The organism is Mastigocoleus testarum BC008 (assembly GCF_001456025.1).
Classification (GTDB): domain Bacteria; phylum Cyanobacteriota; class Cyanobacteriia; order Cyanobacteriales; family Nostocaceae; genus Mastigocoleus; species Mastigocoleus testarum.
In genome coordinates, this window is record NZ_LMTZ01000100.1 from 1 (window position 1) to 23,599 (window position 23,599).

Here is a 23,599-nt window from a genome sequence, read left to right on the forward strand (position 1 = left end):
CATTGATAAAAAATAGTATTCAAGTAGAGATAAAGATAATTTAACTAAGATTGCAACTAAAAATATACCTCCCCACACTCCCCACACCTCCCACACTCCCCACACTCCCCAAACTCCCCACGCTCCACACACTCCCCACACTCCCCACACTCCCCAAACTCCCCACACTCCCCAAACTCCCCACACTCCCCACACTCCCCACACTTCCCATCCTCACAAATTCCTCAAATTATCTTTGTATAACAGTGAATATCGAGCGAAGAGGATAAAAGAGCTTAAATCAGTACTTTCTTTTGTTGTGCAATACCTTTGATAGGAAGCTTTACTATGTTAAACAAAGTAATTAATACCCACCAACAATCTAAAGAACAATGTCTAGTATTATCTTTTCATGAAGTAGGAATTGCAGATATTTCTCTAGTGGGTGGTAAAAATGCTTCTTTGGGGGAAATGATCCAGCGACTCATACCTAAAGGCGTCAAAGTCCCCACAGGATTTGCAACTACCGCTGAGGCTTATCGTCGTTTTATCGAAGCAGGGGGATTAGAAACCCAACTGAGAGATATTTTTGCTTCGTTAGATGTAGAAGACATTGATAGTCTGCGCAAGTGTGGCAAAAAAGCCAGGAATTTGATCCTACAAACCCCCTTTCCACAGGAATTACAAAAATCGATTGCAACAGCTTATAAAAATCTTTGCTCTGAGTATGGTCCTGATATTGACGTAGCAGTTCGCTCCAGCGCTACAGCGGAAGACCTACCCGACGCGAGCTTTGCTGGACAGCAAGAAACTTATTTAAATGTTCACGGTCTATCCGCTGTTTTACAAGCTTGTCATAAGTGCTTTGCATCTATTTTTACAGACCGTGCAATTTCTTATCGACAACTTAAAGGCTTCGATCATCTCAATGTGGCTTTGTCAGTGGGCGTACAAAAAATGGTACGTTCTGATTTAGCAGCTTCCGGTGTGATGTTTTCTATCGATACCGAAAGTGGTTTTAAAGATGCGGTGTTAATTACAGCTGCCTATGGTTTAGGTGAAAATGTAGTTCAAGGGGCAGTAAATCCAGATGAGTACTTGGTATTCAAACCTACACTAAAACAAGGGTATCGCCCAATTTTAGATAAACGCCTCGGCACCAAAGAAATTAAAATGGTGTACGATTTAGGCGGTTCTAAGTTGACTAAGAATATTCCTGTATCTTCAAGCCAGCGTCAGAAATTTGCTTTGAATAACGATGAAATTTTACAATTGGCACACTGGGCTTACATAATTGAAGAACACTATTCCCAAGCACGGGGTACTTATACCCCCATGGATATTGAGTGGGCAAAAGATGGGATTACTAATGAATTATTTATTGTCCAAGCTCGTCCAGAAACAGTCCAATCGCAAAAGCTAAATAATATCCTCCGGACATATCGCCTCAAAGATAATGCAAACATAGCCAAGAAAGAATCTTTATTGGTCACAGGTCGCAGTGTTGGCGAAACGATCGGACAAGGTAAAGCCAAAATTATTCTAGACGTACATAATCTTAACTTGTTCCAACCAGGAGAAGTATTGGTAACTAACCGTACCGATCCTGATTGGGAACCAATAATGAAAAAAGCTGGTGCAATAGTAACAAATTCAGGAGGACGCACCTGTCATGCAGCAATCATTGCTAGAGAAATGGGAATTCCTGCAATAGTTGGCTGCGGTAATGCTACTACTGTGTTAAAAACTGGACAAAATATTACTGTTTCTTGTGCAGAAGGAGAAACAGGTAAAGTTTATCAAGGATTATTACCTTACGAAGTCGAAGAAGTAAGGTTGGAGAAATTACCTCACACTCAAACTAAAATTATGATGAATGTGGGTAATCCAGAAGAAGCTTTTGGCTTGAGTGCTATACCTAATGATGGGGTAGGACTTGCAAGGATGGAATTTATTATCGCCAACCACATAAAAGCCCACCCATTAGCATTAATTAACTTTGATAGATTAGAAGACAAACTCGCTAAATCCAAAATTGCAGAATTAACCAAACAATACCAAGATAAACCTCAATTCTTTGTAGATAGATTAGCCCAGGGTATAGGTACCATTGCTGCAGCATTCTATCCCAAGCCTGTCATAGTTCGTCTGAGTGATTTTAAGAGTAACGAATATGCAAACCTTTTAGGTGGAAGGGAATTTGAACCCAAAGAAGAAAACCCAATGCTGGGATGGCGCGGTGCTTCTCGCTATTATGATGAACGTTATCGTCAGGGCTTTGCTCTAGAATGTCAAGCCATGAAAAGAGTACGAGATGAAATGGGTTTAACCAACGTAATTTTGATGGTTCCATTTTGTCGTACTCCAGAAGAAGGTAACCGTGTTTTAGCAGAGATGGCGAAAAATGGCTTAGTTAAGGGTGAAAATAACCTACAAGTCTATGTAATGTGCGAACTACCATCTAATGTTCAATTAGCCGATGAATTTAGCAAAATTTTCGATGGATTCTCCATTGGTTCTAACGATTTGACCCAGTTAACACTTGGTTTGGATCGGGATTCAGGATTGATTGCACATTTATTTGACGAGCGCAATGAAGCAGTTAAGCGAACAATAGCTAAAGCTATAACTACTGTCAAACTACACGGACGTAAAATTGGTATCTGCGGACAAGCACCCAGTGATTATCCAGAATTTGCTCGTTTCTTAGTCCAACAAGGTATTGATTCTATAAGTCTCAATCCTGATTCAGTATTGAAGACCATGTTGAAAGTCGCCGCTGTCGAACAGAAAAGTTAAAATTGTATTTACATATTTACTTGGAAGAGAACAGGGAGAGATAAAGTAAGGAATACAAGATTAGAAATTCATATTCCTATTTACGCTCAAATTCAAATTCAAATTCAATTCAAATTCATCTCTAAATTCTTGAACTCCCTACCTTCCAAACATCTAACACTCCCAATACCTCCTAAAATTCCCAACATCCAAGGAGTTAACCTATGTTTCACAGGCTTCTTGTTGCAATCGATAATTCTGATATGAGTCAGTACGTTTTTGATGAAGCAGTATCTTTAGCAAAAACAAATAATGCAAACTTAATGTTGCTTCATGTCTTAAATCCCTTAGATGAGCAATATATTAATGGTATGGTTATAGAACCAACTATTTTTTATTTAGAACACCAAGGCGAAAGTAATAAAAAATGTATTGATTGGGAAAGGCTTGAAGAACAAAGGTTAAAGTGGCTCAAATCCAAGTGCGAGCGAGCAGAAAAATTAGGTATAGTCACTGAATCTAATCAACACATTGGCGAACCAAGCCGAATAATTTGTGATGTCGCTTATAGTTGGGATGCAGATCTAATTGTGATCGGTCGTCGCGGTCTTCGCGGTTTCAGTGAATTTTTTCTTGGCAGCGTTAGTAATTATGTACTTCATCATGCCCATTGTTCGGTGTTAATTGTACAAGGTCCAGTTACTGAGACCGACGCTCGAAAAGTATCTCAAACACAAAAGTTGAAAACTGAAACTGACACTAAAACTGAAACTGAAAATAGTGTTTGAAATGAAATGTATTCGCACCCTGTGGGGAGAAAATCAAAAGTAAGAAGTCAGAAATAACCAATTCAATCATTCATCCTATTTCCCAATCTTCAAGGAGTAAAATATGTTTCACAACGTTTTGGTTGCAATCGATACTTCCGACATAAGTCAGTACGTTTTTGATGAAGCTGTATCTTTAGCAAAAATAAATGATGCACGCTTGCTGTTGCTTCATATCTTAAATCCATTAGACGAACAATATATCGATCCCGTATTTGTTCAACCAACCATTCTTTATCCAGAGTACCAAGCTCAAAGGAATGAGATACACCTCAAAGACTGGAAAAAGCTTAAGGAAGATAGGTTGAAATGGCTACATGCTCGGTACGAAGAAGCGAAAAACTTAGGTATTGTAACTGAATTTAACCAATATGTTGGTGAAGCGGGTCGAACCATTTGTGATACTGCACTTAGCTGGGGTGCAGATATAATTATTATGGGTCGTCGCGGTCGTCGCGGCTTAAGTGAATTTTTCCTTGGTAGTGTTAGCAATTATGTATTACATCATGCATGTTGTTCTGTACTAGTTGTACAAGGTCCGGCGAATAAAACTACTGATGAAGAAGTATCTGAAACAGAAAAAATAACTGAAAAAGAAAAAATTTCAAATTCATAACTCTTTCATAACTCTAGATTTTTTTAACAGAGGTAAAGTTGGCTTTGCTGTTTGGCTGCAAATCCTTAATCCCACGCTCATGCTTTCCATAGAAGAGACGTGGGGTCTACTGCGTTTCAGCTAAAATTTCATATATTATAGCTTTACTTACGATCGCACTAAAAGGATTGGAAAATAAGAGACAAAAATAAACATAAAAATAAAAATAAAGTGGCGATCGCCCCCGATGGTAAAATTATCGCGAGTGCTAGCGTTGATGGTACAATTAAGCTGTGGCAGCCAGATGGGAAATTACTCCTAAACTTGCAAAACTCTCGGGCGGTATATTCAATCGCTTGGAGTCCAGACGGGAAAATCCTTGTCAGTGGGGATACTAACGGTAATATTGTATCCATTGCCTTTGCTCCTAATGGTAAGTTCCTTGCTAGAACACCAGTCCAGTAGAAGCTGTTGACAAATTAAGTAGATTATGTGGTAGAAAATTAGGAATTTCTCCAACAATAGTTGACACTGTAGCGGGGACTTCACAATTTACCGGAAAACAGAAGAAGCGTAGGGAAATAAAACTCCCCTTCCCATGTAATACATGGAAAATAGAAGTTAAATAGAGATTTGGGTTTACCATGAGACACAGCCACATCAACAAACATCCGCTTTTGTTGCCTAAACACGAGCATTCACAGGCTTATCGGGTGCTTGCATTTTATTTGGGAGCATGCTTGCCCCATGTATTACGCGGTAAAATCAGTTAAAATCAACCATGTAATACACGGGAATTGCAGTAGTGAAGCGAGATATTCAGGGAAAGCTTGCGATTAATTGAATTGGTTTCTACACCAAAAACAACTTTCCGTGTAATACGTGCTTTAATCCCTCTTTCCATGTATTAGACGCAAACGGGAGTTTTAATATTCTTTGTGAATTAAATTTTTGCTGCTTTAATTAGCCTGTACTTATTCTCCTTTTCGTTGAATTTTCAAGTTCGCCAACAGTATCATTAGTTTTACACATGCGAGCAAGAACGTGCAGATTGTGTACAACAGCCATACGTCGGAGGTCAAAAAGGTTTTTGCGTAATCCAAGATAGCGAGCTTTATCTCCCTGCCATTGACCAATATGGGCTAGAGTATGTTCAACACTAACACGTTCGCGGAGTTTAGCACGTCCTGTGTTACTAGTTTGACGTTCCCGTAATTCTGCAAGTAAAGATTCATCTGGGTGAATTGAGATGCTACGACCATGCTTGCTTTGGGTACATTGAGAACGTTTTGGACAACTGTCACATTCATGTTTGGGGAAGCGGACAACACTCCCCTCAGTAAATGGTAAACTGACTCCATTTGGACAGCGAATCAAATGCTGTTCCCAATCAAGAACAAAGGCATTTTTATCAAAAAAATGACCATTTCTGACCTTCCATGGCTTACAAATAATAGTCATTGTAGGTGTACGCTGTTTGACCCAATGGCTGGTCAAATATGCGCGGTCAATCTGTAACTCTTGAATTATTACTTGCTGAGAGTTTAAGTCTTCTTCGATGTCTGGAGTTACTGATGCTTCAGGTGCATTTGCAGGTGTAACGCCAACAGCCCGTACCATTTGTAGTTCTAAATCCTTTAAAACATGGCGTTTGTAACCATCAACACGTTTATTGCGGCTTTTACGTCCATGACGCATTTCCTCATCCTGAATTGAAATACGTCTATTTTTGGCAACGCCCTTACGGAGCTTTGGGGAGCCATCTGATGTCTCCTCTACATCTTGTGTTTCAATCTGTCGTGCATCTTTAAGGCTTTTGTTGACCTGACTGATTGTTTTGTGATCCAAATCGGTTTTTTCTTCTACCCAGGACTCAACTGAATTCAAAGCTTGTAAAATTGTTGACAGTGCTAAATTTCGCGCTTGTGGGTCATCCCAATCTAAATCCAGAGCTGCTTTGAGGCTTGTTCCTGTCACTACTTCTGCTCCTGCACTTGTAGCAACAGTTACTAAGTCCTGTTGATAATTCTGAGATATTACCTCCAACGCTTTTCGTAGTGCATGACCTAATAGATTATACGTATCTTCGACTCGTGCGGCTCCCCATAGTGGACTCGAATCAAGGGCTACTCTTAATGAACGTGAGTTATATTCTCCCGAACTTTGTGCCATTTCAATTGTTTTTTCAATTAACCGTCGGTCAAAAGAATTTGCTATTAAGAGTGCTCGAAATCTTACCAGTGTTCCTTTTCCAAATGGTGCTTTCTCGCAATCGAGGCAATCTAAAACTAGCTGCCACCGTCTGTCCATTTCAATTGCTTCTATTGCTTCTTCGTCTGAAACTCCAGTATATGCTTGGAGAATGATTGCCAGTGACAATTGTGCTGGTGCTATTGGGCACAATCCTACACTACTATCTTTGAAAATTGTCCCTAATTCCCTTTGAAAATCTGGGTCGAATAACTCGTGACGTATTTTTCTCAAAAATACGAACAACTTTGCTTTGCGTATACGTTTGGCTACTTTTTGTTCTGCTACTGACAATTCTACTGGAGGCTTCCAAATTTCTGGACGCATCTGTATGCACTCCTGATACCACAGTTCTCCAATATTAGCCTCTGCAAAAACTGTACCTTTTGTCAATATCTTCTACTGGACTGGTGCTCTAGTAGGAGTTTTGGCTATAAAGAAATAAAGCTTTGGAATATTATAATAACGAATAAATTAGTTCGTAGTTTGACTGATGGCTCCGTAGGTGGGGTAAATTCTCTGGTGATCGATCCTAATGGTAAGTTTCTTGCTGGTTATTTCCGTATGAAAGGAGATATTTACTCCCACGGAGCAGTAATAATATGGGGGTTAGAGACAGGAGAAGTTTTTGATACTTTCGATGTAAAGATGAACAGACTCCATACAGTAGCTTTTAGTCCCGTTAGCGCAGCGTCCCCGCAGGGGATTGGGAAAACCCTTGTAGTCGGTGGTTTTGGTTTATAAATTCAGACTTGGGTATGTCTGCACCTAAAAGTAGGGGAAATGTCCAAGTTACACCTAGTTTACCTTACCAAGATGCGACCAAAGCCCCTAATTTTAATTGTGGGGATGTAGGGCGCAGGGGAATTGATTCCCCTTCTTAATTTATCTGGCAATCTTATACTCAATATGTTAGTATAAGATAAGAGGTGTTTTAAAATTATGTTGGTTTTTGAGCTCAAAGCATACGGGAAAGAAAGTCAATACAAAGCAGTAGAGGAAGCAATTCGTACAGCCAAGTTTATCCGTAATAGCTGCATTCGGTTATGGATGGATAAACCCAAGACTGGTAAAAACGATTTGCAGAAATATTGTGCTGTATTGGCGTCTCGATTCCCTTTTGCTAACGAACTCAATTCAATGGCAAGACAAGCAAGTGCAGAACGAGCATGGTCATCGATTTTTCGGTTTTATGACAACTGCAAAAAAGGCAAGCCAGGGAAGAAAGGATATCCTAGATTCCAGAAAGATTGTCGCTCTGTTGAATACAAAACCTCAGGATGGAAGCTTGCTGACAATCGCAAATACATAACTTTCACCGACAAAAAAGGTATTGGGCGGTTAAAACTAAAAGGTACTCGTGATTTGCATTTCTATCAAATAAAGCAGATTAAACGAGTACGCTTAGTTAAACGAGTAGATGGCATTTATGTGCAATTCTGTATTGATGTAAAGCGTTCTGAGAATATTGAGGCAACTAATTGCACTATTGGGTTAGATGTTGGAATTGCATATTACTACACCAATTCTCATGGTGAGATTGTTGAAAATCCTAAGTTTCTCCGCAAAGGTGAAAAAGTTCTCAAGCGCTCTCAACGTAGAGTATCTAAAAAAGTTAAAGGTTCAAACAACAGGAGAAAAGCTAGACAGATTTTAGGTAAACGTCACCTCAAAATAAGTAGGCAACGTAAAGACCATGCTGTGAAGTTAGCGCGGTGCGTAGTTCAGTCTAACGACTTGATCGCTTATGAAGATTTGAGGATCAAAAATTTGGTGAAAAATCATTGTCTGGCTAAATCCATTAATGATGCATCTTGGTATCAATTCCGTGTCTGGGTTGAGTACTTTGGAAGAGTATTTGGGCGGGTAACAGTTGCGGTACCTCCCCAATACACAAGCCAAGAATGCTCTAGCTGTGAACAAGTTGTAAAGAAAACCCTATCTACTAGGACTCATGTTTGTGCATGTGGTTGTGTGATGGATAGAGATGAGAATGCAGCTAGAAATATCCTTCGTCGAGGATTGAGTACGGTGGGGCACACCGGAACTTTTGCGTTAGACGCAAGCAACGCTTGGGGAGATGAAACCTCTACTCAGTCTGGTGTAAACCTGGTTGAGCAAGTATCCTCTAAGAACCAAGAATCCCCTAGCCTTTAGGCATGGGGAGTGTCAAACCGGTCATGTCTACTCTTTGAATCTCAGTTCAGTTGGAAAAACCCTTGTACTTGTAAGTAGTGGTGCAGATAATGGAGGTAGTGTTGCTATCTGGTCTGTGGGTGAATAGATAATCTATTGGTAACTATAATTTATTACAACACTCAAGCAAATTTAACATTTGTACTTGGTCGGTTGCTGAAATGGGTTAGTTAGAATGGGTATTTATGAACTTATTTGTAACTTAACGACTAAATTAACAATAAGTAAGCATAAAAGCTAGCGTAACCCATTCTTAAAACAACTTTCCTGAGTTCACCAAAAAGATTATGAGTCAAGAATACTACAATCAAGGCTTAGAAAAATTAAAGCAAAAAAACTACAAAGCAGCAATCGAACAATTTACTCATGCTTTGCAGGAAAATCCTTACTTTGCCGATGCTTATCGCTATCGGGGTTTAGCATACTATGAATCAGGAGACATATACCAAGCAATTTCCGATTATAGTGAGTGTCTAAAATTAAATCCCAGGAATGGAGAAGCTTATTATTGTCGCGCACTGACAAGGTTAGAATTGAAAAATTTACCTGGAAGCTTAGATGATATTGAAAAAGCTATTAATATCAATATCAATTATGCCGCAGCCTACGATTTAAGGGGGATAGTTCGGCGTAAACAAGGTTACACCACAGATGCGATCGCAAACTTTAAAAAAGCAGCAGATTTATATCTGCGACAGAAAGATAAAGAAAATTGTCGACTTTGTTTAGAAAAGATTAAACAGTTACAGCCAAAAGAATATCAAACAGCAATAGGACAGGTTACTCAAGAATCTAGACATCAGCAATCTAAAAATCAGAACTTACCGATAGTATCCGAAGATGATTATTTTACTGAATTATTAGATAAAGCCGAACGTGGGGATACCCCAGAAGCATTAGAAGACTTGAACTGGTTACTCTTAACAGATCCCCAAGATGGTAAAGCTTATTGTTGTCGAGGTATAGTCCGCTTCAAACAAGGTAAATACCAAGAAGCAATCTCAGATTTTAACCAAGCTTTGGGATTAGATTTTCGGGATGCAATAGTTTACCGGAGTCGTGGTAAGGTACGTTCCCATTTAGGAGATTTTCAAGGAGCAATTAAGGATTTCAATTCTGCCATTAGCATGGATCCAGAAAATACCTCAGTTTATGTTGGTAGAGGTAATACTTACCGAGAAATGGGAAATTACATCGGAGCTATAGAGGATTATACCAAGGCCATTGAATACGATTCCAAGAATGCTCACGCTTATTATAATCGCGGTATTGCTTACACCTACATTGAAGAAGTACAACGCGCTGTAGATGACTGTCAACGCGCTATCAGCATATTTTGCGAAAAAGAAGACTGGGAAAATTACCAAACAGTCTTAAATCATATGAAAAAATTTAAATCTCCCAGTCCCGAAATTCAAAAAACAAACGATGAAGTTCTGCGACAGCGTCTTTTAAGACTAGTTGGGGGACATTGGGCGATCGCAGAAAGATTAATCGAACAAGCTAAGCATTACTATCCAGGGATGTCTGAAGAATGGTATCTGGAAACAGTAATTTACGATTTAGAGCGTGACAAAGATGATTCCAACTAAAGCTTTAAATAAAATAAAATACAATAAAATAAATTAAATATTTGCAAAATTTTATTTGGTTAATTTCACTTTGAAAATCCTCAAACTAAAGTCAATTTTTTTTGACGACATATATAGATTTTTTAAGTTATCCAATAAATCATGATTTCAGTGCAGGATTTTCCTCAAATTTTTTCTCATTGGAATTCCAGTACCATCCACCACAAAACTTAACACCTATATATCCCAACAATCTACGCCATCTGCTTACACCTGCTTGTTGCATCATTCGAAGAAATAGATCGTCGACTTCTTTGCGAGAATAGTATACACCTTTAGTTTTAATACTACCCAATATTGGTTTTTGCTGGAAGTACTCTCGGGTCCCTCCCCTACTCATATACATGAAATCATGAATTAATGGTGCTTCCAGTGAAAGCTCATGAGTTCCAATTACGATCCAAAATAATCTGGGAATCGAAGAGAGATCGAACTCAAAACCCTTATCTAGAATAATTGTAGATTTTTTAATTTCATCTCGATAAGAATATTTTTCTTGCAAAGTCCATATATTCTCCTGGGGGTCATAAGATACTTTTGCTCTTGGAAATTTTGGGATTGCTTGTTTATTCAAAATTTGCATCAGTATACTTTTCCAAGCATTATGATGTAATTTTATTTGTGGAAATTCTGATATTATTTGTTGATTGGGAATTTGCATCAGTTTATTTTTTCTGATCTGTGTGAAAGATTTTTTGTATTTTCTAGTTAATTCTTCAGACCAAAAGTCTTTATTTACGTATTTTTTAGGTAAATAAATCGACACAAAATTTATCTTACAGAAACCTGTAGTAAATAAACGCAAAAGTATTGACTAGCAGAACAAGAATAACAAATAAGCCCAATTGTATGAGAACAACCGAGCTCGTGACTACTAGAAATACCAGTATTTAACTAATTTTTAGTGACTCTTGTATTCTGTCTTATAGCGGATTGCAACTAAGTGAGGTACAGTTCAAAAACTGAAAGTCAGTTATAAAGAAGATTCTACTCCTGACTCCTGTCTTCTGACTCCTGAATTCTGCTGTACAACTCCCATAGAGACGTTTTCACAAAAAGGACTATTGTCTCTACAACTCCTGTTCCCGAACTACCCATATACATAACACCTATTCATGTTTTTCAAGAAACAACCGGTAAATGGGCTGGTAAAACACTAATTGCTGCTATAGCCACATAGATTAAGGCAAAACGGGTTTCAAATATAGCGATATATTGAAATCGAGCTTTACAATACCAACTACGAAGCCCGACCGCTACAGCAAATTTAATTAAAGCCACAACGAATGCTAAAGCTGTAAATATATTCAACCAACCCAGTAAATAAAACCCAGCGACTATTGTGCTTGCAATAACGTGATAAGTCACCCCCAAGATTGGAGAACTTGTCTTCTTCCGTCGTAATTTGATGCTGAAAATCGCACTACCAAAAAACAATGTGTTCAACAACCAAATCGCTATTACTTCTACACAAAGGCTATGTGTAGTTGCTGCATAAGCCAAAGGAGTTGATAAACAAATCCCTGCAAATGTCACCAGTTCATTGAGAATTGACTTATGTTTTTTCTGCAATACAGCAACAACATCAGCAATGAATGCTATCAATGCTAAAGCATAAATCCAGACTAAAACCGGAGACTGAAACCACAACCAAATAGCGATCGCAATTGCGACTGTCCCGTAAATCCCACTCCAAATTAAAAATCTCGGTTTCCAAGTGCTCCTCTGTTTAATTTGAACCACTAAAGGATGCTCTGCTTGCAGAGCAAAAAACGCACAAATAAATGCTAATGTTGTGCAATAATTCCAGGCTTGGGCTAAAGCAGATCCGGTCACAACGGAACCCAACAAAACCAGTAAAACTCCATGCTCTGGAGAAAAAGTCGGTCTCAAGCAATTCTTGAAATTAATTTGCAACTTTTGCTCTGACACATCTGATGCTCTAGCAAATCCAATCATGCCGCTATTCCCGATATGTAACCTTTACAGCAGAAAAAAATATCTGAAAGTGTTATTCCGTTCGCAATTAGATAAAATTAGTTTTGGTTAATTAATCTTTTGATTAGTGATACTTATGATTATATCTTGATTTATTTGATATAAATTGTCAATAGTGAAAAAATAATTAATTTGTATCACAAATCACAATCCACGCTAGATGATTTGAAACTTGCGCGTCCTAAACAAGACCATGAAATTATTCTGGGTAACTTTATGAGTAGCTGAAATAAGTCTTGAAAATACAGTACTTCACAAGTAAATGAGGTACAAAACTATATCCTCAAACTTGTTTTATTTGAGCATTAGTGTGTGTCTGAATCTAACTCATCAACTTGAAGTATGCTGTAAGTACTTGAGTAAAATTGATTAAAAACTTTGTTGGAGAAGGGAGTAGAGAGGAAAAATAGCCGATGTACCTATGAAAACCTTTTCACAAAAATACTACTAGCCATGTCTGCGCCTAGCCCTAAGCATTTATCATTTAAGTTGACAACTACAGAACCGGTTTTGGTCACACTAATGACCTGTAATTCAGTTCCAATCGTAAATCCCATATTCAGTAAGTAATCAATGCAGTCTATAGGATCGATTTCGATAATACAAACAACATCTCCCAGTTGAGTCTCAGATAGTGATATCAAATTTGCACGAGAGTTCAAGTTAATTTTTCGAGATTGAGCGCCACAAAAAAACTGGAATCCAGCCCATTTTCCAGTCTCTGGCGAATTGAAGTTATTATCGGCATTGTCACTATTTTTCAAGGCTGACCTCCATTACTTATTTTATTGATTGATTTATTTAAGTTGCCAATTTATTCGTAGAACTCTACTCTCAAAACTCAATTTTGTTAAAATATATATTAGTAATTTATCGCTAAATCTTTTCAATAAAAAGCCAAATTAGTTACTATTTTAATTTTTTATTCGATCAGAGTGCTGCTCATTTACCGTAAATCATAGAAATTATAGTTACAATACAAGTATTCCATACAGTTAATATATTATCTTGTCTATTGACAAATATACGCAATTATTTTATAGTTTCATCAGAATTCATATATCAAAAATCTCACGTTTTTTCTAAGTAAAAATTCTTCTTATTACTGTCATCAGGTGTATTTTGTTTGATTTGATTTTGATTATCTACTGATATGGCTTTTCCATACAGATAGTTTTTTACTCTTCTATAGGCGATACTCATTCAAATCAACGTTCCATATGAATGTTAATTCTTGTCGTTTGTCGGTTCTTTATTAAACAAGCAACTTATCTTGTGGGTTTACATAACATTGAGTCCGCAAGATTTTTTATTGTCAATTGTTAAATATCAAGCAGCCAGGTATCGCACCACGGAATAAGATTAGGACATCGGTAAATCCGGAAAAGCTATGATGTGCAAACTTTTCACTTCTTACTTCTTACTTGACTCCTGACTTATTTTGTCCTAACGCCTAAGTTCTCAAAACCCTTGCATCTCAACGATTTCTATACATAGCTCATTGATTTTTTCTAAGTCAGGTTTATTTGGTAAATTAGAACCTTCGTAAACTTCATCCATCTCCACAACAACATCATCAGCCATTTTCATGACTTGTTCGTAAGTATATTTACCTTGGAGAATGGCTCTCAAATCTTCTGCATCACCAGCAACTGTACGATCGACAATTAGTTCTCCAGTGCGTAATATTTCTAATCCACTGCGAAGCAATCGAATGCAATGCATTCCATGCTTGAGGTCAAAACCGGACTTTCTCTCCATTTCGGCTCTCACAGGATTTCGATTTTCTTTCCAAGCTTGATAAGCTTTCCATTCTCGTAGAGCAACCTGATACCTTTGGCTTTTCTTGAGTAAACGAATAAAATCTTTGCGACTGTTAGTTAAATTTTGAGTATACTCTAAAGTCTCATCTGGTAAAACATACTGTTTCAGCAAACTTTTAAAATCAACTTCCGCAGTCAATAACTTATATAATTGCTCCGCTTCTTCTAAAAACTCAACCTTACCTCTAATTAATAGATAAAGATATTCCAAAAAAGTATTCAGTTCTTCTTTTGTCAGCAGGGGTTCGTCTTCAATTCCAAAATCAGTCGGAAGCGGCTTTTTTTGGGGAGGATTTAACAACCACTTACGATGGGTTTCCATCTTTTTGATTTGGGCTGACGCATAGCCAGAATAGGTATGTTTAACCTTTTTACTTAAAAATAACTGACGATTCTCGATTAACAGTCGTCCCACCGATGTCAAAACAGGATATTGTGTCAACCACAATAATTCTAGAACATTGGGATTTGCACCAGATAATAACTGGATTAATTTTCTAATCTCATAAATAACCGTATCTGTTGCTCCATCTAAAAATGGAAATATCCCTTCCTCATTCCAACCAGAATCTTTTTGTTCTACTCGGTCGAAACCCAAATAATATCTTTTTGGTGCAATAAATGCTCCTCGGTAATCATAATCTGAATCTGGACGGTTTAATCCATATCCATGACTACCTGCTAAGCCAATAAAAATAGTTCTTTTTTCAACATCAATTCTTTTCATGAAGCTCGGATAATTGTAAATGGTAATCAGTAGTGTTTGGGATTTACTTCAAAGATTAAGATAGAAACGAAGTGATATAGCAATCCTAAATCACTCGTGAGAATCGATATTCTAGAGACGTTGCATGCAACGTCTCTACGTGATTGATCTATTCATAAATCAAATATGATTACTATAGTTTATTAATTAATTTATTAATTTATTAGTTTATTAATTTATTTATTAATCTAAATGATTTATTAATCCAAATGATTTATGGATTTTAATTCGCTGAGTGTAACAGTTCAAGCCATTGTAGCGCTAGCATTTGCGGTAGATGCTGACCAACAATCGGAAATAAAGACAAATAAGAAAGAAAAAATCTGGGCGGCTGATGCTACCCAGAAATTTTGGTGCTGTCCTGTGTTGTGTCCCTATTAACTACAGAGCCTTAGTTATCATTTCGGAAACCAACATAAATTTTTTGTGAGTAATTATCTGTTTCAGCAAAAATACATAGAAATCAGAAGAAATAGTAATTAAGTACTATTTTGGTACTACGTAATAAGGTTAGGATATCGGTTAATCCTGTTTGTCCTACGGACACGAGTTTAGCCTGCGGCGTCGGCGGATCCGTTTGGAACGTAGCGCAGCGATAGATGACTTAGTCATAGCCCCTCTCTAGTCTCTAGCTATAGCTGCACTACTACGGAGCCACTATCTCTCAATGTATGACCTTTTCTATAATGGGTTAACACGCAACCATAAGAACCATCTCTGGACTAGATACCGTAAGGAATGATCGTTTAAGTGGACTTGTCGAACCAAGAATCTACGTCCCTATAGCACAACAGAGTTTCAAAATAAAACCTTTTAAGGAATGAAATAGTCCTACCTGTATATAAGTTCTAAAAGATAATGCTATTATCGATTGCCATATTTACTGCATCCAATGCCATTGATTGGGAAAATAGTAGGTCATTGTATTGTGACATTTGGTTGACATAGTCATTCAAGGTAGGCGTATAAATTTCCTTTTCAAAGGTCCCAAACCATATACCATCAGCATATTCTACATCAACTAACTCGTATTGCTTATCCCACAATGTTTGACTACTTTCTATAAGTTCATCAAAAGTGCTTGCGGTGTGATAAGCGCTAGTAATACTAGAATCATCTTGAAAAATTCCAAACCAGATACCATCAACGTGTTCAACATTGACTAAGTCATATTTTTCATCCCATCTTGCTTTAATTTTTTCTTGGAATTCACCAATACTGTTTGCGGTGCTATAAGCATTACCGCCAGGAAGATCTTGAAAAACCCCAAACCATATACCGTCAGTGTATTCAATATCTACTAAGTCATATCCTTCATCCCATCTTGCTGAAATTCTTTCTTGGAATTCATCAACACTGCTTGCGGTGCTATAAGCATTAGCACCAAAATCTTCTTGAAAAATTCCAAACCAGATACCATCAACATGTTCAACATTGACTAAGTCATATTTTTCATCCCATCTTGCTTTAATTTTTTCTTGGAATTCACCAATACTGTTTGCGGTGCTATAAGCATTACCGCCAGGAAGATCTTGAAAAACCCCAAACCATATACCGTCAGTGTATTCAATATCTACTAAGTCATATCCTTCATCCCATCTTGCTGAAATTCTTTCTTGGAATTCATCAACACTGCTTGCGGTACTATAAGCATTGTTAGACATAGCTATTTCTCTCAAATAAATATTTGCATATTTTTTATGTCAGTATTATATGAAACAATTACAACTTTGCATGTATTTTTGTACACACTGACCCTCAATCGGGTGTTAACAAATTTCTCACAACACTTGGAGCTAATTTAACTACAGTAAATCAAGTGTTAAACAGCAACAAATAGTATTTTTTTTACTTGTTTCCATGAGTTTATAGCAGCAAAAATAGCTTTCCATATATTGCGATTGCGCTTAGTATTTACGTCTCCCATCAATTAATTTATTATTTTCATTTTTCTTACTTCTAGAACCACAAAGACGTGCGGAGAATACTTTGATAAGCTCTAAAACTTCTTGCACCAGTTCTTTCGCTTAAATGCTATTTCTTCCGATGACTTATTGGTGATAACTACCTCAGTTAAATTTTCCTGGGTCAGACTTAGATTAATCTGCATCAAAATAATATTGTCGCTCCGAAATTTTGTTAGAATGCTAAACTACTTACTGTCTTACTCCTGCTCGGATCAGGTAAACAGACGGCAAATGCTGGGAATTGAAATATTCCAGCTACCTGTACGGCAACTTTAAATAAAATATCCATGACCTACGCAATTATTGAAACTGGCGGCAAACAGATTAGAGTCGAAGCAGGTCGTTTTTACGACATCGAGCGACTTTCTGCGGGCGAAAATGAAAAAGTTACCATTGACTCAGTCTTACTTGTACAGCACAACGGTGAAGTAAATATAGGACAACCATTGGTAAGTGGTGCGACAGTAGAAGGGACCGTAATGCGACACTTCAGGGATCGTAAAGTACTGGTCTACAAAATGAAGCCCAAGAAGAAAACCCGCAAAAAGCGCGGTCATCGTCAGGAAATTACCAGATTGATGATTGATTCTATCAGTTTGAATGGCTCAACCTTGATAGAAGCAGCGACTGAAGAAAGCAGTGCTGCACCTGCAGAAGCTGCTGCAGAATAATAGGTAATGAGTAATGAGTAATGTTAGCGCCTAGCGGTAGCGTACCGGATCCGCAAGGTAGCGCAGCTATAGGTATTGCGGGGCGCGTAGAAGCGCGTAAGCGTACCGTAGGTATTGCGCACAGTAATGAGTAACGAGTAGTGAATAAGACTTCTGCTTGAAGTAAGAAAACTCAACTATTCAATTGATTGTTTATCTTCTTTATGAATAAGGATATATCCTTGTCATCTTAGATATTGTCAATTTTGCTCCTGCTTACAAAAAAATGTACGCACTCACAGCGTAAATTAAGCAAAACTTTAAGTTGCTTGATGATAATAGGCTTTTGCTTAATTACTTATTACTTATTACTTCTTACTTATTACTCTAAAAGGCTTGGTAAGGTAAGAATATTCACCGAGAAAAAATTTGCCAAGAGATAAGTACAGAAAACCCTTATCCTCAACTTTAAAATCAAACACAGGAGAAAACCATGGCTCATAAGAAAGGAACGGGTAGTACCCGTAACGGTCGCGACTCAAATGCTCAGAGACTAGGTGTGAAGCGTTATGGCGGTCAAGCTGTTCGTGCAGGAAATATTATTGTGCGTCAGCGCGGTACCAAGTACCATCCTGGAAACAACGTTGGTATCGGTAAAGATGACACAATTTTTGCCCTCATCGATGGAGTGGTAGCCTTCGAAAGAAAAGGTAAAAGTCGTAAAAAAATCAGTGTTTACGCAACTACTCCAGTGGCTAGCTAAGTAATTACACTTTTTCTTTTTTGAACCAGACTAGTCCAGGAAATTTAGAAAAGAAAAATTAATTAACTCTCAGAAATAAATTATCCCATCATTATTATTTTGCTGGACACATAATAGTCAGGCTTCAGCAAATGAATGATGGGATGTTTTTAATTTTCAAGTTTCTTCGTAGAGATTCTAGTGAAATAAAAACCAGTTATCACAAGGTGTCAAGTATAGAAGTTTACAAAGTTTACTACCTCTACTTTCAAAATATCAAAATATCAAAACTTCAAAACTTCAAAACTCAAATACTTCAAGATTCATTAGCAATTTTGCTCGCAAGCACCAATGCTTACCCAGGTACTAGAACCATCAGCCCAAAATTCTTTTTTCCAAATTGGAGCGTTATGCTTGAGAGTATCGATCGCATAACGACAAGCTTCGAAGGCTTCAGAACGATGGGGACAGCCAATAGCGACTAACACACTAATTTCACCTATTTGTAAACGTCCTATCCGGTGTTGGATTACTATTCGCTTAACATCAGTCCATTGTTGTCGGATGTGAGCAGCAATTTGATAAAAAATTTGTAACGCCATTGGTTCATAAGCCTGATATTCCAGTGCAATAACGGCTTTACCATCAGTCTGATTACGAACCATACCGCTCATCATTACTACAGCACCATTAGCATGGTCATCAGCTTTGACATAAGCTTCATCTGGTGACAACGGCGCAAAACTAATACCGAAGCTATCTTCAGCATTCGGCTTAATAGGCGTACTTCCGGGGTTTTTGAAAATTAGATCCATTGGCTACGAGTCTGTTATTCAAGACGTTTTAAATATTGTTACATTTTGTATGGCAAAATCGCACTCAGTGCATCAGTCTTGAAACTAAAGGTGATTCCTAAAAAGCAGAAATATTCATTAAATGATGTTGGTTAACGCCTAATGGCTTGCATTGACCAAAACCCATGAAATTACTCTTATTTGCAATCATCAGAGCAATAACATCCAAAAAATCCTATAGGTAATTAGTTTAACCCATATCGCTAAAGCAGACATATTTGACAAATTTAAGATTTCTGGTAGTACAAACTAGGGACTTATATAGGAAATATATTTATTTGTGGAAACTATTTTTTTGCACAAACATTTTAAACAAGTTATTTAAATAAATTAGTTTAGGCAAATTATTAAACGATTTTAAGCATGGGCTCAAAGGTTAAAAATGTTAAGTAAAAACTAAACATTTTCCCTTTTATTTTTGCTTCATCATACAAAAAAAGTTTAATATATTCTTCACATATAAACTTTCGTATTGTATTCAACAGTCTTTTGTTCGCTTGTAAGGAATATTTATAATGCGAAGTCAAAGTTATAACAAAATTTTCCAACATTTATTGCGAATATCTATTTTGAAATATAAGCTTCAAAATGTTGTGATTTTAAAATTACAACATTTTAAAATGTTGTGAATCTAACTGTTCGGTAAAAACTTACTCTTGACAAAAATGCTAATAATTACGTAGTCTCTAAAATGTATAACTAAAAACATCCATATAGATAAATCACAATTAATGGTAATTTATAGGGCATATTACTATAATTAAGGTGATAAAAATAGCTGAAATTAATTGAAAACATTAAAAAATGAATCAATAGAAACACAACCTTGCGGTTATCGTTTTATTTCTAGAGCTTGAAGGCTAGTTTTAATTTTCTGCACAACAAAAATTATCTGCTCTGAAATACGCTAATTGCAAATGGTATGAGAATCTTACTCATTAACCGATAGGAATAAAGATGTCTTTTGCGGCTAAATATATAGCAGTTATAGCCTTATAAGCTGTAACTCATATTGATTTCCTGCTTTAGTAATGAAATATCTGCCAGCCAGGTTCAAGAAAATTATAATGACAGCAATAGTAGGAAAATTTGATGAACTCTCTATTGTCTAAAAAAGAGTTAGCAAGGATTGAGGCATTGTATCAATATCGAATTCTTGATACTTCTCCAGAAGAAGAATTTGATGATTTGGCTTTTTTAGCAGCGCAAATTTGCCAAACACCAATAGCACTGATTAATCTGATTGACATCAACCGCCAGTGGTTTAAAGCTAAAGTAGGTTTAGATGTAGAAGAAATGCCCCGAAGTATGGGGTTTTGTCCTTTATGCATAGAACAAAATGATGTTCTAATTATCCCCGACACTTTAGCTGACGAACGATTTGCGAATTCTCCTGTTGTTCAATCTTATCCTTTTGCTAGATTTTATGCTGGCGTACCTCTAATTACTTACCAAGGACATGATATTGGAACTTTATGTGTTGTTGACACTGAACCAAGAGAGATTAGCGAGCAACAAATAAAATCATTACAAGCTATCAGTCGTCAGATAATTAAACAGTTGGAAATTAAAAGAAATTTATCTGAACTGGTAGATATTAAGAAAGAATACCAACAAGCACAGGTAGCATTAAGAGATAGTCAAGGTATTATTAATAGCTTTTTTGAGAGTGCCCCAATGATGATGGGGATAATCGAAATTGTTGATGATGATATCTTACATATTTCTGGTAATGCTGCTGCTGCAGAATTATTTGAGATGACCCCGGAAGAAATGGGGAATCGCTTACTGAGTGAAATGAACCTACCACAACAATATTTGCAAGCGTGGGTTCAAAGATATTTAGAAAGTTGCAGCGAAAACTTACCCTTCACCTTTGAAGATTCCTATGATAAACCTACGGGAAAAATATGGCTCAAAATAACAGTTTCGCCAATTCCTTGTGATAATAATCGTCAAAGATTTGCTTATTTTGTTGAAGATATTACCGAGCGCAAACGGGTAGAATCAGAGCGATTACAGTTATTAGTTAACGAACAAGCTGCACGAAATAGAATTACAAATATTTTTGAAAGTATTACCGACGGTTTTGTTGCATTAGACCGTCAGTGGTGTTTTACCTATGTTAATCAACAAGCAGAATTACTTTTACAAAGAACAAGAAAACAACTTTTAGGAAAGAGTATCTGGGAGGAATTTCCCGAGTCATTACGATCTAAGTTCAATAAAGAATATAACCATGCATTATCAGCACAAGTCAGTGTTGAATTTGAGGAGTTTTATGCTCCACTTAATATATGGTTTTCCGTTCATGCTTATCCATCTAAAGAAGGATTATCGATTTATTTTCAAGATATTACTGAAAGGAAAAATTACGAAGAAAATTTACGGTGGAAAGAAGCTTTATTACGTTCTATGAACAGCGTATCGCCACTTGCTTTTTATGTGGTTGATCATACGACAGAAAATATTTTATTTGCAAATGAACGTTTCCGGGAACTTTGGGGAATTGAACAACTCAAAGAAGCAATGGAAAGTAGTACGCTGAAACATGCAGATGTGATGAAAGCGTGCCAAAAATCAATGGGAATCATTCCATTTGACACTTGCTTGCCAGAATCAATGGAGAAATGCATCTGTGAAGATGAGATATTTTTACCTGATGGTCGAACAATTCGGCGTTTTTCTCGACAAATTTTAAATGATGGATTAGATTTCGGGCGTTTGTATATTTTAGAAGATATTACAGCACGCAAACAGGTAGAACAACAAATAAGAGAACAAGCAGCGTTATTAGATTTAACAACAGATGCAATTGTTCTGAGAGATTTATCTAACCATATTTTACTTTGGAATAAGAGTGCCGAAAAACTCTATGGCTGGAAAGAAGAAGAAGTTATTGGCAAAAATGCTAATCAATTATTAAAAACAGAATTTAAACATTCAGAAAAAATTTTAAGTAGTGTATTAAAAAAAGGAATTTGGCAAGGAGAATTAAAGAAAATTAGTAAATTTGGCAAGGAAATTATTGTTGATAGTTGTTGGACCTTGGTAAAAGATGAAAACCGTAAAGCAAAATCTATTATGGTTGTTGACACTGACATTACTCAGAAAAAACAACTAGAAACTCAATTTCTACGCGCCCAACGAATGGAAAGTATTGGGACTTTAGCTAGTGGAATTGCTCACGATTTAAATAATGTACTTTCGCCAATCTTGATGTCAGCACAGCTATTGAAGCTTAAATCTCAAGATGAAAGTATAATTGAAATGTTATCAATCGTTGAAAAAAATGCTAAGCGTGGCGCGAACCTAGTTAAACAGGTACTTTCCTATGCAAGAGGGATAGAAGGCGATCGCACATTGTTGCAGATGAAGCATTTGATTTTGGAAATGCAGCAAATTATCGACCAAACTTTTCCCAAATCAATTCGTACAGAAATCGATATTCAGCCTGATTTATGGGATGTTTACGGTGACAATACCCAAGTTCACCAAGTACTGATGAATTTATGTCTCAATGCTCGCGATGCGATTTCAGAATATGGAACCCTGAGGATATCGGTCGAGAATATTTTTATCGATGAGAATTACGCCCAAATGAATCTGGAAGCAAAGGTTGGTTCTTATGTGCTTCTCAAGGTTGAGGATACTGGAATCGGCATTCCAAATGATTTATTAGGAAGAATTTTCGAACCATTTTTCACCACCAAAGAATTTGGTCAGGGTACCGGATTGGGACTTTCAACTGTGATGGGTATTATTAAAGGTCATGGTGGTTTTATTAGTGTTTCTAGTCGTGTAGGTCAGGAAACAAGTTTTCATGTCTATTTACCAGCAAGTAATGTTTCCCTGGAACAATTGGTAGAAGATATTGCAGCTACCCCTTCGGGTTGTGGAGAATTGATTTTGGTGGTTGATGATGAACCAGCAATTAGAGAAATTACTAAAAATTCTTTGGAACATCATAATTATCAAGTTATGACTGCTAGCGATGGGATAGAAGCAGTTGCGATCTATGCTCAGTATAGAAGTAAAATCAGTGCTGCCATCATTGATATGATGATGCCAAATATGGATGGAGCAACAACTATTAGTACGCTCAGAAAAATGAATCCTACTGTGCGAATCGTTGCTGTGAGTGGTTTAATGAACAGTGAAAATCTCCCTGGTAAAAATACAGACAATGCTGTAACTTTTCTTCAGAAACCTTATACTACTCAAGCATTACTACAAAAACTTCATAAAGTTTTGCCTGAAAACTAATCCAAGTATGTTGGTAAGAAAAATCATAACTTGTTTGTAGTAGCGCTTTAGCGCCATAGCAAAGATATTGGCGCTAAAGCGCTACTACGAACCTTATCGCAAGTGTTTTATCGGACACGATATAATACCAATTTGGAAAAATAATTAAACAAATAGATTTCTGTAGAGACGTTGCAGAGGCTAACGCCGACGCAGGCTCTGCAACGTCTCTACCGGAGAATCTGTTGCAATGATTTATCGAATTGGTATTAGATGATATATAAATAATTATTAAGAA

General features: G+C 36.9%; 20 protein-coding genes. 12 read left to right on the plus strand and 8 right to left on the minus strand.

Features of this window, described 5'->3' with window-relative positions; genetic code table 11:
- Window positions 1-40: 40 nt before the first annotated feature.
- The gene (locus tag BC008_RS22850; RefSeq protein WP_235595913.1) at window positions 41-217 is read right to left on the minus strand and encodes a hypothetical protein; all 177 of its coding nucleotides are present in this window, start codon (window positions 215-217) and stop codon (window positions 41-43) included.
- Between the two features lie 110 nt (window positions 218-327).
- On the opposite strand from BC008_RS22850, the gene ppsA reads away from it, so the two are divergent.
- The 4 genes from ppsA (at window position 328) to BC008_RS22870 (ending at window position 4,644) form a co-directional block, all read left to right on the plus strand.
- The gene (ppsA, locus tag BC008_RS22855; protein ID WP_027844183.1) at window positions 328-2,778 is read left to right on the plus strand and encodes a phosphoenolpyruvate synthase; all 2,451 of its coding nucleotides are present in this window, start codon (window positions 328-330) and stop codon (window positions 2,776-2,778) included.
- A 203-nt stretch (window positions 2,779-2,981) separates the two neighbouring features.
- Window positions 2,982-3,545, plus strand: coding sequence for a universal stress protein (locus BC008_RS22860; RefSeq protein ID WP_058183875.1), 564 nt, complete (start codon window positions 2,982-2,984; stop codon window positions 3,543-3,545).
- A 103-nt stretch (window positions 3,546-3,648) separates the two neighbouring features.
- Window positions 3,649-4,200: a universal stress protein gene (locus BC008_RS22865; RefSeq protein ID WP_027844184.1), complete on the plus strand. Its 552-nt coding sequence runs from the start codon at window positions 3,649-3,651 to the stop codon at window positions 4,198-4,200.
- 210 nt (window positions 4,201-4,410) lie between these two features.
- Window positions 4,411-4,644: a WD40 repeat domain-containing protein gene (locus BC008_RS22870; protein WP_027844185.1), complete on the plus strand. Its 234-nt coding sequence runs from the start codon at window positions 4,411-4,413 to the stop codon at window positions 4,642-4,644.
- A 498-nt stretch (window positions 4,645-5,142) separates the two neighbouring features.
- On the opposite strand, the gene BC008_RS22875 is transcribed toward BC008_RS22870, so the two are convergent.
- Complete coding sequence (locus BC008_RS22875; RefSeq protein WP_027844186.1) at window positions 5,143-6,756, minus strand: IS1182 family transposase; 1,614 nt, start codon at window positions 6,754-6,756, stop codon at window positions 5,143-5,145.
- A 159-nt stretch (window positions 6,757-6,915) separates the two neighbouring features.
- On the opposite strand from BC008_RS22875, the gene BC008_RS22880 reads away from it, so the two are divergent.
- From BC008_RS22880 to BC008_RS22890, 4 genes are all read left to right on the plus strand, one after another.
- Window positions 6,916-7,173: a hypothetical protein gene (locus tag BC008_RS22880; RefSeq protein WP_058183877.1), complete on the plus strand. Its 258-nt coding sequence runs from the start codon at window positions 6,916-6,918 to the stop codon at window positions 7,171-7,173.
- A gap of 14 nt (window positions 7,174-7,187) precedes the next feature.
- Window positions 7,188-7,313: a hypothetical protein gene (locus tag BC008_RS52160; protein WP_268768242.1), complete on the plus strand. Its 126-nt coding sequence runs from the start codon at window positions 7,188-7,190 to the stop codon at window positions 7,311-7,313.
- Between the two features lie 58 nt (window positions 7,314-7,371).
- On the plus strand, window positions 7,372-8,586 hold the full coding sequence (locus BC008_RS22885; RefSeq protein ID WP_027844188.1) for an RNA-guided endonuclease InsQ/TnpB family protein: 1,215 nt from the start codon (window positions 7,372-7,374) through the stop codon (window positions 8,584-8,586).
- 326 nt (window positions 8,587-8,912) lie between these two features.
- Window positions 8,913-10,217, plus strand: a complete 1,305-nt coding sequence (locus tag BC008_RS22890; protein WP_027844189.1) for a tetratricopeptide repeat protein — start codon at window positions 8,913-8,915, stop codon at window positions 10,215-10,217.
- A gap of 139 nt (window positions 10,218-10,356) precedes the next feature.
- On the opposite strand, the gene BC008_RS22895 is transcribed toward BC008_RS22890, so the two are convergent.
- The 4 genes from BC008_RS22895 to BC008_RS22910 form a co-directional block, all read right to left on the minus strand.
- Window positions 10,357-10,917 (minus strand): DUF1353 domain-containing protein, encoded by a 561-nt coding sequence (locus BC008_RS22895; protein ID WP_036266095.1) that lies wholly within the window; start codon window positions 10,915-10,917, stop codon window positions 10,357-10,359.
- A gap of 461 nt (window positions 10,918-11,378) precedes the next feature.
- A complete protein-coding gene (locus BC008_RS22900) occupies window positions 11,379-12,215 on the minus strand; it encodes a YwiC-like family protein (protein ID WP_027846526.1) in 837 nt (278 codons plus the stop codon).
- Between the two features lie 458 nt (window positions 12,216-12,673).
- Complete coding sequence (locus BC008_RS22905; RefSeq protein WP_027846525.1) at window positions 12,674-13,018, minus strand: FeoA family protein; 345 nt, start codon at window positions 13,016-13,018, stop codon at window positions 12,674-12,676.
- Window positions 13,019-13,715: 697 nt separating this feature from the next.
- Window positions 13,716-14,804, minus strand: coding sequence for a nucleotidyltransferase domain-containing protein (locus tag BC008_RS22910; RefSeq protein WP_027846524.1), 1,089 nt, complete (start codon window positions 14,802-14,804; stop codon window positions 13,716-13,718).
- A gap of 255 nt (window positions 14,805-15,059) precedes the next feature.
- Here BC008_RS22910 and BC008_RS49645 point away from each other — a divergent pair, with 255 nt between their 5' ends.
- Window positions 15,060-15,224 carry a hypothetical protein gene (locus BC008_RS49645; protein ID WP_161938146.1) on the plus strand — a complete coding sequence of 55 codons (165 nt, stop codon included), beginning with the start codon at window positions 15,060-15,062 and terminating at the stop codon, window positions 15,222-15,224.
- 467 nt (window positions 15,225-15,691) lie between these two features.
- On the opposite strand, the gene BC008_RS22915 is transcribed toward BC008_RS49645, so the two are convergent.
- Window positions 15,692-16,507 carry a hypothetical protein gene (locus tag BC008_RS22915; protein WP_058183879.1) on the minus strand — a complete coding sequence of 272 codons (816 nt, stop codon included), beginning with the start codon at window positions 16,505-16,507 and terminating at the stop codon, window positions 15,692-15,694.
- A 590-nt stretch (window positions 16,508-17,097) separates the two neighbouring features.
- On the opposite strand from BC008_RS22915, the gene rplU reads away from it, so the two are divergent.
- Both rplU and rpmA read left to right on the plus strand, forming a co-directional pair.
- Entirely contained in the window at window positions 17,098-17,481 is a 384-nt protein-coding gene (rplU, locus tag BC008_RS22920) for a 50S ribosomal protein L21 (protein ID WP_058183881.1), read from the plus strand.
- A gap of 472 nt (window positions 17,482-17,953) precedes the next feature.
- Window positions 17,954-18,223, plus strand: a complete 270-nt coding sequence (rpmA, locus tag BC008_RS22925; RefSeq protein ID WP_027845676.1) for a 50S ribosomal protein L27 — start codon at window positions 17,954-17,956, stop codon at window positions 18,221-18,223.
- Between the two features lie 305 nt (window positions 18,224-18,528).
- On the opposite strand, the gene BC008_RS22930 is transcribed toward rpmA, so the two are convergent.
- Entirely contained in the window at window positions 18,529-19,017 is a 489-nt protein-coding gene (locus BC008_RS22930) for a molybdenum cofactor biosynthesis protein MoaE (RefSeq protein WP_027845677.1), read from the minus strand.
- Between the two features lie 1,131 nt (window positions 19,018-20,148).
- Here BC008_RS22930 and BC008_RS22940 point away from each other — a divergent pair.
- Window positions 20,149-23,322: a hybrid sensor histidine kinase/response regulator gene (locus BC008_RS22940; RefSeq protein ID WP_058183882.1), complete on the plus strand. Its 3,174-nt coding sequence runs from the start codon at window positions 20,149-20,151 to the stop codon at window positions 23,320-23,322.
- The last annotated feature ends 277 nt before the right edge of the window (window positions 23,323-23,599 follow it).